Here is a 12,181-nt window from a genome sequence, read left to right as displayed (position 1 = left end):
GTTTATACTTTTTTGTTTTTTGAGAATGATTATTAGGGCAGCTTTTCCGTCCTCCGTTCCCGCTTTTTTCTTTTTTTGATAAAAAAGAAAAAGAGCTCCACTCAGGCCGGGCTGCAGATCCGACATAAAAACAACATTTGCCAAAAAATCGAAGATTTTAAAAACTTAATTATCCTTAAGTAGATGAAAGAAAATAAAGAAAAGATAAAAGACTTAAAATTAAACTGTTTTAGTCTTAAAATATATTATTAATTCTTTTCAAACACTTTTGTGACTTTTGTGGTAAAAAATCCAGCTTAAGTGTGAAAGATCAGCGCAAACTGCTAAATCTGCGAGACACAAAAATTCAATCAAATACTTTTTACAAAAAATATGAACCTCAACGATCTTTCAAAAATATCAGATCATTTCCCAACTACGGAGAAAATGCCTGTTTTGTTCCTCGGTCACGGCTCTCCAATGAACGCCATCGAGGAAAATATCTTTGTACAGGGCTTTAGAAATATCAGTAAAGAAATCCCAAAACCCAATGCTATTATCTGTATTTCGGCGCATTGGTTTACCAACGGGACTTTTGTGACCGCCATGCAACTCCCGAAAACCATTCACGATTTTTATGGTTTCCCAAAAGCCTTGTTCGATGTGCAATATCCCGCAAATGGCAGCCCGGAACTGGCCAAAGAAACTATAGAATTGCTAGCTCCCATTGCAGAAGAAGACCACAGCTGGGGCTTGGATCACGGCGCCTGGTCGGTTTTGCGGCATCTTTATCCCGATGCTGATATTCCGGTAATTCAGCTGAGTATCGATTATACAAAACCGCCGGAATACCACTTTGATTTAGCCAAAAAATTATCCAAACTCCGGGAAAAAGGAATCCTGATTATCGGAAGCGGAAACATTGTCCATAATCTCCGATTGATCGACTGGAAAAATATTGACACCGTGGGCGCTGGCTGGGATTGGGCGATAGAAGCGAGAGAAAAAACCAACAACTGGATTTTGGATGGTGATTTTCAAAAACTCATCGATTATCAAAAACAAGGTACATTTCTGCAATATGCGGTTCCGACACCTGACCATTTTCTACCAATGATTTATAATCTTGGTCTGAAAGAAAAATCCGAAGAATTATCCTTATTCAATGACTCATTAATTGGTGGTTCTTTGAGTATGACCTCGATAAAGATCGGTTGATCCTAAAAGTTTTGCGAAACTATTTATTATAACTAAAAAATTAGTAATATTGTTTTAATGAAAAGAATATTACTAATTTACTTTTATTTTGGCTTCGTTTCCCTATGTTTTTCTCAGATAATTTCAGGAAAAATCCAGACAGAAAATGGCCAGGTCATAGCCAATGTCAATGTTTATCTGGACGGAACCAAAATCTCAACCGCTTCTACTAATGACGGAAGTTTTCAGCTGGATGTTCAAGGACAGAAAAGCGGCAATCTCATCTTCCAAAAAGACCAATACGAAACGAGTATTTTTCCTCTTAATCAGGCGATTGGAAAATCGGTGAAGGTGATTATCAATCCGGTGAAAGAGATTGAGGAAGTGGTGATTATCCCTTACACCGACCAGGCTTACAAGGATTTTATCAATTATTTCCTGGACAAATTCCTTGGTTTTGACAGAGAGAACGTGAGCATCAAAAACCAGAAAATACTTAAATTTTCTTATGATAAGAAAAATCAATTCCTGAAAGTGAAAGCCCCACAAACTTTGATTATTGAAAATAAAAATCTGGGTTACACGATTCAATATAATCTTATCAATTTTGAAGCAGATTTTAAAAAGAAAACGACGAGCTATCTGGGAACATCTTTCTTTAAAGAAAATAATAGTAAGAAAAATATCATTCTGAATCGGATGAATGCGTACAAAGGCAGCCTGATGCATTTTCTACGAAGTCTTTATAATAACGAATTAGAAAAAGAAGGTTTCATCGTAAATCATGCTAAAAGAATAAAAAATCCATCATATCCATCAGAAGCTGAACTGCAAAAACTGCTAGACCATTTCGAAATGGTGAAAGCTCAGAGAATTTCAAATGTTCCCTGGACTGATGAGTTGGAAGTTATTGCTCAAAAGAAAAGTAAAAATCCTGAATTTTTGATGGCGATCCTAAAAACAAAAATGAAAGAACCCGAGTTCACAAAACTTAAAAATGGAAGATTGTTTTTGGATTTCGAAGATTTGCTTCAAGTGAATTATCAAAAGTATTTTTACGAGATCAAGAAAGGCGAATTTGTAAAAGCCACTACTTTTTCTACACAATCTTCAATCGTTCATCCGGAAGCTTTGGAATTTGAGGTTTTTCAGGAAGGTAATATTTCTGACCCTGATTTATTGATTTTGGAAGATTCTTTTTCCAATCAGAATGTTTCTAAAATGTTGCCTTTGGATTATCAGTTTGGGAATTGATTAAAGATTTTAGTTTCTCGCAGATAAAGCAAATTTTACAGATTTTTTAATATTAATAATCAGCTAAATCGGCACGATCAGCGAGAGAAAATAAATTTATAATTCTTTCTCGAAACAGATACTGTTATCAATTCCAATGTATTGTCCATAATTTGGAATGACTTGATAACCGCATTTGTTGTAAAGCGTAACGGCTTCGGTTTGTCTTTTACCCGTTTCCAGAATTGTTTTTTTGTAACCCAATTCTTTTGCCCAAGATTCAAGTTCTTTCAAAATAGCCGAAGCCAAGCCTTTTCCGCGTTTCTCGGGAAGTGTGAACATTCTTTTGACTTCCATAGAATTTGAGTCCAATTCTTTGATGGCACCGCAGGCAACCGCTTCCTCATTGTCAAAAATTACAGCACAATTTTTCAATAGATCTATTTTGTTGTATTGATGATAAAAAGCGTGTTCATCGCCATCCATCACGGCAAGATAAGCATCTAATTGTTTTACTAATTTTTGAAAATCCAGATTTTCGGAAGTTGTTCTGAGGATCGTCATCTTTACTTTATTTGAAAACGCTTCGACTCCGCTCAGCGTGACATTTCTAATACCAAACTTCGATTAGCCATTGTCAGTCTGAGCGGAGTCGAAAACTTTATGATAATTCAATTCACCACCAATTTTCTTTCTCTGACCAGCTCCGCAATTTTCAAAATATCTTCACCAATCAATCGGTCATTTTCTAATTTTGGGACAACAGAACGGATGATTTCATAATTTGTTTCTACGATTTTGGAACATTTTGCAGGTCTTCGGAATTCCAAACCTTGTGCTGCGAACATCAATTCGATGGCCAGAATATTTTCTAGATTTCCTAAAATCTGATTGAATTTTCTGCCGGAGATACTTCCCATAGAAACGTGGTCTTCCTGACCGAGACTTGTGGGTATAGAATCTGCCGATGCAGGAAAACAAAGCGTTTTGTTCTCTGTAACCAACGCCGCACTGGTATATTGCGGAATCATAAACCCGGAATTAAGCCCTGAACTTTCTACTAATAATTTCGGCAAACCATATTTACCTTCTAATAGTAGATAACTTCTTCGGTCTGATATATTTCCTAATTCTGCAGCGGCCAAAGAGGCGTAATCCAATGGCAAAGCTAACAATTGTCCGTGGAAGTTACCTCCGGAAATAGATTCTTCTGCGCTCAAAACAATTGGATTGTCGGTTACAGAATTCAGTTCAGTTTCTGTAAGATTTTTCAGGTGTTCAAAAGCATTTCTACTCGCACCGTGAACCTGCGGGACACATCGCATAGAATATGGATCCTGAACGCGGTCACAGAATTCGTGGGATTTCAGATTATCAGAATTTTTTAGGAAATTACGCATTCTTTCTGCCACTTTTTGGCTTCCGTCAAACGGACGAATGTCGTGCAATTCTTTCTTGAAAGGACTTGCAGATCCGCGATAAGCTTCAAGACTCATCGCTGCCGTCAAATCCGCCAGATCCAAAAGATATTCGAATTTTGAAAGTCCGACGATGGCGTGAGCTAAAATGAATTGCGTCCCATTAATTAATCCTAAACCTTCTTTCGGGCCGAGTTTTAAAGGTTGGATGTTATGTTTTTCCAAGACTTCGGAAGTAACTTTGATTTCGTCGTTTACCCAAACCTGGCCTAAACCTAACAATGGCAAAACCAAATGAGCCAACGGCGCCAAATCTCCGGAAGCACCAACAGAACCTTGTTCTGGAACAACTGGAATAATATCCAATTCCAACATCAAAATCAATCGCTCAATAACATCTAAAGAAACGCCCGAAAATCCTTTCGACAAAGCATGGATTTTGGAAATCATCATTATCCTGGAAATATTCTTGTCAATCGGTTTCCCAACACCAACAGCGTGAGAAATAATCAGATTGTGCTGAAGTTGGGCGGTTTCTTCTTCAGAAATTTTAACATCACAAAGCGGCCCGAAACCTGTGTTGATACCATAAACCGTCCTGTCAGATTCTACAATTTTCCTGACATTCTGTTGCGATTTTATAATTTGATCCCTTGATTTTTTATTGAGTTTGGCTTTGGAAGGATTTTTTAAAATCTCTAAAACATCGTGATAACCAAGTGTATCGATTCCGTAAATCATTACTGAAAAATTTGGTTTAAAAATACGCTTTTTAGGAGGAATTGGAGTAGTTGATTTTTATTTGATTTAAAACCTCAACTCTTTCGCCTGCCTGATATGCGCTAAATGATGCCGACAGTGCCAACTATAGATCAAAATATTTTCTGTAAGTGAAATTTTTTCCGATTGTTCCGGATGAATGAATTCTTTGCTCAAATCTTCTTCAGAAAGACTTTTTAAAATATAAACCCATCTTTCGTGCAAAGCTTCTAATAATTTCAAAGAAACAAAAGGTGAAAGCTGCTTATCCTGCAAATCTGCCCAAAGACTCTCCTCGTAAGGTTTGATGGTAGGGATGTTTTCCGTCAAAGCCAATTTGAATCTCACATAACTGTTGATGTGACTGTCTGCACAATGATGAACGACCTGAGATATCGTCCAGCCTCCTGGTCTGTATCTCAATTGTAAATCTTGTTCATCCAGATTTTGGATTTCAGCTTTTACAAGCTTAGGAAAATTTTCAATTTCAGAAATGGCAGAATCGATGAGTTCTGTGGTAATGGATTCTGGTTTTACAAATTTGCCAACCGGATATTTTAATTGCTCTAAAATCATTATTTCAAAGTCTTCATTAGGATAGCTTCCATTTTCTCATAACCCGACTTGTTCGGATGGATTCCGTCTTCTGCGATTTCTTTGGGCAAACCATTTTTTTCATCTTTCAAAACACTGTGATAGTCTACATAAGTGATATTGTTTTTCTGCGCGTAATCCTTTATCATTTTGTTCAGTGCAATTACTTTATCTGCAGGTTTCATATCTTTTCTCCAAGGGAAATCATAAGCGGGCAGAACAGAACAAAGAACGACTTTGATATGATTGGCTTTTGCTAATTCTGCCATAGAAACAATGTTCCCGAAAACTTTGTCCAGAGAAATCGGACCTTGATTCTCTGCAATATCATTGGTCCCGGCAAGGATAATGACACGTTTTGGTTTCAGCTTAATCACATCTTCCCGAAATCTGAGAAGCATCTGCGAAGTCACTTGTCCACCAATTCCTCGTCCAACAAAATTATTCTTCGTGAAAAATCCCGGGTCTGTGGCAAACCAACCTTCTGTGATAGAATCGCCCATAAAAACTGAGTTGGGTACAACATTTTGGGAAATTAGGTCTTGGTTCTGTTGGGTATATCTGCCAAAATTGGCAAAATCCTGGGCTGATAACATGGCTGATAATGAGATTAAAGCGAATAGTAAAGATTTCATTTCTTATTTTAATCAAATATATGAAATAAGGATAATTGAAATGTTTTATTTTAATCAAACTTGGCTGAGCGAAGCGCCTTTGCCTCGTTATCTTTTCTTTTTTCAAGGAATCGGCGAATTATCATTTGCGAACCTTAAATATTTTCAATAATTATAAAAAAATCTTTGCGAGCTTTGCGTTCAAAATAATATCAATAATTTTACAAAATGGAAAACACCTCAAAAGATCCTTTACACGGCAAAAGACTCGACTCAATTTTGGAAGAATTGGTGGATTATTACAACGGATTCGAAGAATTGGGAAAACAAATCAACATCCGATGTTTCAACGCCGACAATCCGAGCATCAATTCCTCATTGAAATTCCTCAGGAAAACCGATTGGGCACGAGCGAAAGTGGAAAGTTTATATCTTTATGTTTTGAGACAAAAGAAGAAAAAAGGTTTATAAAAATACTTCCCTTCGTCAAGCTCAGGATAAACTTCGCCTCAGTGTAAGACTTCTAATACTAAATGCATTATTTTGAGCGTTGTCAGGCTGAGGTTCTCGAAGCCTCTTTAAAATAATTATTCCAAAAATTCTCCGTTGACATAATACCAGCGATTCTGAATCATTTTGAATTGTGACAGTTCGTGATGCAGTTGCTCGTTCCCATTTTCATCAATATAATAAGCTTTGAACTCAACTTTATTGGCGGAAGGTTTATCAACAATTTCCAGTTTTGTCCATTCATTGATTTCGCCCCATTCCTGAAGATCTTTTTTGTTATGGAATTGCCGTTTGTTGGGTGAAGTCGTTTCCCAAAGATATTCGCCGTTGGGGATGGCAAATGCAGAAAACCGTGACCGCATCAGGGCTTCTGCTGTTGGCGCAAATTTCTCCTTAAGGTGATAAGGTTGGCAGCAATCATTATAGGATATTCCGGAACAGCAAGGACAAATCATTGATTTTTAATTATATTAAAAATTTTAAAACTTATTATTTGGACATTTTTTGGTATTCGTCCAACAAGGCTTCCCATACCAACTGCTGCTTATAGCGCTGCTCGATCATTATTCTCGCATTGCTTTGTAAACTGGCCAGAAAAGGCTGATCGGTAACCAGCCTTTGCATAGCCAGTTCGAGAGCTCCCGAATCTTTTGGAGGGATAATTACGCCATTTTCCCCTTCCTTTATAATCTCGTTGCAGCCGTTAATATCCGTAACAATAGCGGGCAAACCCATCGCGCCGGCCTGCATCACCACATTAGGAAAACCTTCGCGGTAACTTGGAAACACCAGCGCATCTGACACACTGAAAAAAGGCCGTACATCCTGCTGGAAACCAACTGTAATAATGTCCTGCTTAGTTGTAATTTCGCTAAGGACCTCCGGTTTAAGAGGATCCAACTCCGGCTCCTGAGGGCCAACCAACAGCAGTTTTATCTTTTGTTCTGTTGGATTTTGTAATTTTTCCTTTAAAATTCTAAAGGCATTCACAAGTTCATTAATACCCTTTTCACTGACGAGGCGCCCGACAAATACAAATACAAAATCGTGCGGGGAAATCCCAAGCTGGTTTTTAAGTTTTGATTGTTCTAATTCATCAACGCAAGCTGGATCAAAAAAACAGGTATCGATACCGTTAACATTACCGTTTGCAATAATCTTTAAAGTTTTTTTTGTGATATGATATTGGATAAGGTCATTCTTTACGCCCTCACCTTCCGGGATAATATGAGTGGCAGACAGGCAGAGCAGCCGATCCATATTGATGAGTAACTGTTGCATGATTCCCGAGCGGGACGGGAAAATAAGCCCCGTGAATGTATGAACCCTTATTGGTACGCCCGCTAATTTGCCCGCCAACATGCTGAGCAATCCGGCTTTTGGAGTAATAGAATGTATAATATCCGGCTTTTCTTTCCTGAAATACTTGTAAAGTTGCCATAAGGATACAAGATCTTTTACAGGCGAGATCTTCCGTTGCATTTCTATAGGGAAAACTTTCACTTTTTCCCGTTCTGCCACTTCATCCAGATCTTTTCCCGGCCCGGAAACAGCGGTGACCTGATAAAAATTATTAAGATAAGCCAATTGGCCTTTCAGCAAAATATTAAGGGAAACAGGAACCGTTGATAAGCGGAAGAGTTTTTTCATACCAGTTATTGAAATACAAAGATAAATTTTTGAAACTAGTGTAGAGGCTAACTTTTATACGATGCTCCTCAAAAAAACACTATTGCCTGTTACAATTTTTGTTCTGCATCTTTCAGCAACTTGATCAGATCTTTTAATTCATCTTTAGAAAATTCGATGAAACTTTGATTGAAAGAGCCGGATGGGAAGGTGATATAATTGTGCCATAGTTTTGACTCATTATTATAGACACTTCCAAACTCGATACCACTATTGGTTACAAATTTATACTTAGTCTCCTCTACGGTTTTCTCCTGCTCTTTTTGTTGCACAACTTGTAATGCACTGATAAGTTTGGAAAGCTCTGGTTTATCGATAGTGAGTGTTTTTTTCCAGATCTGGTCATAAGTCTCTGTCAGGATCATGATTGCAAAAACACTTTCTGAGGTATTGTCTGTTAGATCTTTTGAAACGATTTTTTGAAAATTAAGTGTTTTAAACTTCCCCAGCGTAAATGTTTCTTTCTGGATCAACGCACTTTTCCTGGAACTGATTTTCAATTGATTACCTGTGTTTTTGCGGGAAGATAGTACAGGCGGTGGCAGCTGAGCAGTGCTGATAATGTAGAAGAAGATACTTAAAAGAAGTAATAGCTTTTTCATGGTTCAATTATTTTTTTTTGAGATTAATTGATCAAAAATAATTAAACATTCCTAAAGCGTAACAAATTCCTACTGAAAGTCCTAAAACAAGGTCAACTGCTGCGAAAACTGATTCTGGAACTTGGACTGGCTTCCGCCAATGATTAATTTCCTCAGATTCAGGTCCGTCAAATGTTTGAGAAATGGATTACCATAAGTAAAATCGATAAAATATCTGGCTCGATTAGTGGCTGCTCCCAATTTTTTGAGATGATCGATTGTCAAAACCTGAAAACGCCTTGCGCTCACAATTTTCTGTGCCGTTTTCACGCCAATCCCCGGGATCCTGAGAATCATTTTATAATCAGCCGTTTGCAGATTGACAGGAAATTGCTCGAGATGACGCAACGCCCAACTCAGTTTTGGGTCTACTTCCAGATCCAGAAAAGGCATATTGAAATCAAGGATTTCATCAGCTTTAAAACCATAAAACCGCATCAGCCAATCGGACTGGTACAATCGGTTTTCGCGCAAAACAGGAACCTCAGCGGTAATGGCTGGCAAACGATTATCAACAGTCACAGGAATATAACCCGAGTAATAAACGCGCTTCATCCCATAATTTTTATAGAAATGATCTGCCACCTTGATGATTTGCAGATCGTTCTCATTGGTGGCGCCCACTATCATTTGGGTAGATTGCCCAGCCGGCGCAAACTTTGGTGTGCTTCGGATGAGCTTCTTTTCGTCTTTGTATTGCTGAATTCCTTTTTGGACAATCCGCATGGGCTGCAACATATCCTCGCGGTTTTTATCCGGTGCCAATAACTTGAGTCCGGATTCTGTCGGGATTTCAAGATTGACCGATAACCGATCCGCATACAGCGCAGCTTCTTTCATGAGATCATCACTCGCTCCGGGAATAGATTTTAGATGGATATAACCGTTAAACCGGTGTTCGTTCCTTAGTTTTTTTGCCACTCTCACCAGGCGCTCCATTGTTGTATCTGCATCTTTAAATATCCCTGAGCTTAAAAATAAACCTTCTATGTAATTCCGTCTATAGAAACTGATGGTCAAATCCACCACTTCTTCTACCGTAAATGCAGCACGCTTGATATCATTCGATTTTCTGGAAACGCAGTAGATACAATCGTAGATGCAATGATTGGTCAACAGGATTTTAAGCAATGAAACACAACGCCCATCTTCTGTATAAGTGTGACAAATGCCACTCGCAGAGCTGTCACCCAAACCGCCGTTATTTTTTCTTTTTCCCCCGCTGGAAGAACACGACACATCATATTTAGCTGCATCTGCAAGGATCTCGAGTTTTTCTTTGGTGCGGTCAAAATTCATTTTTACAGAATTAATTTCTGGATGGAATGGTGTGAGAAATCAGTGTCAAAAATAAGTCCATAAATGAGATCAATCAAAACTTATCTGTGTTAAAGTTATTAACAAAACGTGTTAAAATTTATATCTTTACAACTTATACTTAATCTTATGCAACACCAACCTGTCGAAGGGTTTTCAAAACTTACCAAACAAAGAAAAATTGATTGGCTTATTTCGGAATATCTTAGTAATGACCGTAGCTACGAGCAGATTTTGCAACAATACTGGAATAACGACCACGATCTGCAAAAACTTCATGATGAGTTCTCAGAAAATACGATTTCCAATTTTTATATGCCTTACGGAATCGCACCGAATTTCCTGATTGACGGCAAACTTCTGGCCCTTCCAATGGCTGTTGAAGAGAGCTCTGTTGTGGCTGCCGCTAGTAAAGCTGCAAAATTCTGGCTGGATAAAGGCGGTTTCAAAACAACAATAATTAATACAGAAAAATTGGGTCACACCCATTTTATCCTGAATGTTGAACCGCATCAACTGCTTCATTTTTTCAATTTTAAACTGAAGAAAAAACTGCTGGAAGCAACCGAAGATATCACTGCCAATATGAGAAAAAGAGGTGGCGGAATTTTGGACATCAAACTCATTGATAAAACTTCTGAACTGAAAAATTATTTCCAGCTGAAAGCGAGTTTTGACACCGTAGATTCGATGGGTGCCAATTTCATTAATTCTTGCCTGGAGCAATTTGGGAAAACACTCAAAGATGAGGTTGCCAAAGAAGAAAGTTTCTCTCAGGAGGAAAAAGAATCGCTGCAGATAGTGATGAATATCCTCTCCAATTATACACCAGATTGTATTGTAAGAGCCGAAGTTTCCTGCCCAATTGATGATCTGAAAGATGACAGCGGTATTTCTAATGAAGAATTTGCATGGAAATTCAAACAAGCGGTGACAATTGCCGAGATTGAACCATACAGGGCAACGACGCATAACAAAGGTATTATGAATGGTGTGGATGCAGTTGTTATTGCCACTGGGAATGATTTTCGGGCGACGGAAGCCTGCGCCCATGCTTACGCTGCCAGAAGCGGACAATACGCATCATTAACACATTGTACAACCGATAACGGGATCTTCAGATTCTGGATAGATTTGCCGATCTCCGTAGGTGTGGTTGGCGGATTGACGAATCTTCATCCATTGGTAAAATTCTCATTGGCATTGTTGGGGAAACCTTCTGCGCAGGAACTGATGAGCATTCTGGCAGTTTCGGGATTGGCTCAGAATTTTGGAGCGCTTCGTTCTCTGGTAACAACGGGAATCCAAAAAGGACACATGAAAATGCATCTTTTTAATATCTTGAACCAGTTTGGCGCGACGGAAGAAGAAAAACAGCATTTTGTAACCTACTTCAAAGATAAAACAGTAAGTCATCACGAAGTGATTGCAGAGCTGGAGAAATTGAGGAATAAATAAATTGAGGCCATACGAAAATTCCATATTTGCGACCGACTTAAAAATAGAAAGTTTCGTTATTTTCTAATTCTCGCAGATTCTTCTGATTTTGCGGATTCTTAATTATGAATCTGCTCAATCTGTAAAATCAGCGAGGATAACTAATTTTTCAGTATGTAATTTAGTTACGACCATTATAAATAAATTAACTGATGTTCGGAATTATACTTTCAGCTTTTATGCTGGTTTTTGGAATATTTCTTAAGTTGACAAAAAATCCGGGATTTGCAAGTTCCAAGAGGTTTTCCTGGCTCTTCATCCTATTAGGAATTATTACACTGATCGGAAAAATTATTATTTTAAATCAAAAAGGAGAATTATAAATGAAAAACTTAACATTAATCATTGGCGGAATCTACGGTTTGCTTTCCGTAATCCTGGGCGCTTTTGGCGCGCACGCCTTCAAAAAAATATTATCTATAGAACGGCTGGAAAGCTTCGAGACCGGCGTCCGATATCAGATGTATGCGGCATTTTTCTTACTCATTGTCGGATATCTATTAAAATTTGAAACAACTTCTGAAAAATGGATTTCGATTTTGATGATTGCCGGGACATTTTTGTTTTCAGTCAGTATTTATTTCCTAAGTTTTCAGGATGTTTGGGGTGTTAACCTCAAATTTTTGGGACCTATTACACCACTTGGCGGATTGTTTATGATCCTTAGTTGGGCCATGCTAATCTGGTATTTTGCCAAGACTAAATTTTAACCGTAAGAGAAACTTCGGTTTTG

13 protein-coding genes are annotated in these 12,181 nt (G+C 38.1%); 5 read left to right on the top strand and 8 right to left on the bottom strand.

From position 1 onward, the window contains the following. Positions 1–372: 372 nt before the first annotated feature. Positions 373–1,197 (top strand): 4,5-DOPA-extradiol-dioxygenase, encoded by an 825-nt coding sequence (gene ygiD, locus B0B05_RS02815; RefSeq protein WP_076781983.1) that lies wholly within the window; start codon positions 373–375, stop codon positions 1,195–1,197. A 57-nt stretch (positions 1,198–1,254) separates the two neighbouring features. Continuing rightward, positions 1,255–2,430 (top strand): peptidase associated/transthyretin-like domain-containing protein, encoded by a 1,176-nt coding sequence (locus B0B05_RS02810; protein ID WP_076781982.1) that lies wholly within the window; start codon positions 1,255–1,257, stop codon positions 2,428–2,430. A 96-nt stretch (positions 2,431–2,526) separates the two neighbouring features. On the opposite strand, the gene B0B05_RS02805 is transcribed toward B0B05_RS02810, so the two are convergent. The 4 genes from B0B05_RS02805 to B0B05_RS02790 form a co-directional block, all read right to left on the bottom strand. Beyond that, the gene (locus B0B05_RS02805; RefSeq protein ID WP_076781981.1) at positions 2,527–2,973 is read right to left on the bottom strand and encodes a GNAT family N-acetyltransferase; all 447 of its coding nucleotides are present in this window, start codon (positions 2,971–2,973) and stop codon (positions 2,527–2,529) included. A gap of 107 nt (positions 2,974–3,080) precedes the next feature. Next, positions 3,081–4,568 carry a histidine ammonia-lyase gene (gene hutH / locus B0B05_RS02800; protein WP_076781980.1) on the bottom strand — a complete coding sequence of 496 codons (1,488 nt, stop codon included), beginning with the start codon at positions 4,566–4,568 and terminating at the stop codon, positions 3,081–3,083. A gap of 66 nt (positions 4,569–4,634) precedes the next feature. Next, positions 4,635–5,162, bottom strand: coding sequence for a YfiT family bacillithiol transferase (locus B0B05_RS02795; protein ID WP_221406960.1), 528 nt, complete (start codon positions 5,160–5,162; stop codon positions 4,635–4,637). Continuing rightward, positions 5,162–5,815 (bottom strand): SGNH/GDSL hydrolase family protein, encoded by a 654-nt coding sequence (locus B0B05_RS02790; protein WP_076781979.1) that lies wholly within the window; start codon positions 5,813–5,815, stop codon positions 5,162–5,164. The genes B0B05_RS02795 and B0B05_RS02790 overlap by 1 nt, the downstream gene beginning before the upstream one ends. A gap of 207 nt (positions 5,816–6,022) precedes the next feature. Here B0B05_RS02790 and B0B05_RS02785 point away from each other — a divergent pair, with 207 nt between their 5' ends. Then, complete coding sequence (locus B0B05_RS02785) at positions 6,023–6,265, top strand: VF530 family protein (RefSeq protein WP_076781978.1); 243 nt, start codon at positions 6,023–6,025, stop codon at positions 6,263–6,265. A 116-nt stretch (positions 6,266–6,381) separates the two neighbouring features. On the opposite strand, the gene B0B05_RS02780 is transcribed toward B0B05_RS02785, so the two are convergent. The 4 genes from B0B05_RS02780 to B0B05_RS02765 form a co-directional block, all read right to left on the bottom strand. After that, complete coding sequence (locus B0B05_RS02780) at positions 6,382–6,759, bottom strand: YchJ family protein (RefSeq protein WP_076781977.1); 378 nt, start codon at positions 6,757–6,759, stop codon at positions 6,382–6,384. Between the two features lie 34 nt (positions 6,760–6,793). After that, the gene (locus tag B0B05_RS02775; protein ID WP_076781976.1) at positions 6,794–7,954 is read right to left on the bottom strand and encodes a glycosyltransferase family 4 protein; all 1,161 of its coding nucleotides are present in this window, start codon (positions 7,952–7,954) and stop codon (positions 6,794–6,796) included. 89 nt (positions 7,955–8,043) lie between these two features. Further along, entirely contained in the window at positions 8,044–8,595 is a 552-nt protein-coding gene (locus B0B05_RS02770; RefSeq protein WP_076781975.1) for a hypothetical protein, read from the bottom strand. Positions 8,596–8,676: 81 nt separating this feature from the next. Beyond that, positions 8,677–9,933 (bottom strand): putative DNA modification/repair radical SAM protein, encoded by a 1,257-nt coding sequence (locus tag B0B05_RS02765; RefSeq protein WP_076781974.1) that lies wholly within the window; start codon positions 9,931–9,933, stop codon positions 8,677–8,679. Between the two features lie 147 nt (positions 9,934–10,080). Here B0B05_RS02765 and B0B05_RS02760 point away from each other — a divergent pair, with 147 nt between their 5' ends. Beyond that, a complete protein-coding gene (locus B0B05_RS02760) occupies positions 10,081–11,409 on the top strand; it encodes a hydroxymethylglutaryl-CoA reductase, degradative (protein ID WP_076781973.1) in 1,329 nt (442 codons plus the stop codon). A 362-nt stretch (positions 11,410–11,771) separates the two neighbouring features. Then, positions 11,772–12,158, top strand: a complete 387-nt coding sequence (locus B0B05_RS02755) for a DUF423 domain-containing protein (RefSeq protein WP_076781972.1) — start codon at positions 11,772–11,774, stop codon at positions 12,156–12,158. The last annotated feature ends 23 nt before the right edge of the window (positions 12,159–12,181 follow it).

This window comes from Epilithonimonas bovis DSM 19482, from assembly GCF_900108115.1.
GTDB lineage: Bacteria > Bacteroidota > Bacteroidia > Flavobacteriales > Weeksellaceae > Epilithonimonas > Epilithonimonas bovis.
The sequence above is the reverse complement of the archived record's forward strand: the minus strand, read 5'-3'. Positions and strand labels throughout refer to the sequence as shown.

Coding starts and splice junctions, on each gene's coding strand:
- ygiD (WP_076781983.1), top strand. CDS start 373: ATGAACCTCAACGATCTTTCAAAAATATCAGATCATTTCCCAACTACG.
- B0B05_RS02810 (WP_076781982.1), top strand. CDS start 1,255: ATGAAAAGAATATTACTAATTTACTTTTATTTTGGCTTCGTTTCCCTA.
- B0B05_RS02805 (WP_076781981.1), bottom strand. CDS start 2,973: ATGACGATCCTCAGAACAACTTCCGAAAATCTGGATTTTCAAAAATTA.
- hutH (WP_076781980.1), bottom strand. CDS start 4,568: ATGATTTACGGAATCGATACACTTGGTTATCACGATGTTTTAGAGATT.
- B0B05_RS02795 (WP_221406960.1), bottom strand. CDS start 5,162: ATGATTTTAGAGCAATTAAAATATCCGGTTGGCAAATTTGTAAAACCA.
- B0B05_RS02790 (WP_076781979.1), bottom strand. CDS start 5,815: ATGAAATCTTTACTATTCGCTTTAATCTCATTATCAGCCATGTTATCA.
- B0B05_RS02785 (WP_076781978.1), top strand. CDS start 6,023: ATGGAAAACACCTCAAAAGATCCTTTACACGGCAAAAGACTCGACTCA.
- B0B05_RS02780 (WP_076781977.1), bottom strand. CDS start 6,759: ATGATTTGTCCTTGCTGTTCCGGAATATCCTATAATGATTGCTGCCAA.
- B0B05_RS02775 (WP_076781976.1), bottom strand. CDS start 7,954: ATGAAAAAACTCTTCCGCTTATCAACGGTTCCTGTTTCCCTTAATATT.
- B0B05_RS02770 (WP_076781975.1), bottom strand. CDS start 8,595: ATGAAAAAGCTATTACTTCTTTTAAGTATCTTCTTCTACATTATCAGC.
- B0B05_RS02765 (WP_076781974.1), bottom strand. CDS start 9,933: ATGAATTTTGACCGCACCAAAGAAAAACTCGAGATCCTTGCAGATGCA.
- B0B05_RS02760 (WP_076781973.1), top strand. CDS start 10,081: ATGCAACACCAACCTGTCGAAGGGTTTTCAAAACTTACCAAACAAAGA.
- B0B05_RS02755 (WP_076781972.1), top strand. CDS start 11,772: ATGAAAAACTTAACATTAATCATTGGCGGAATCTACGGTTTGCTTTCC.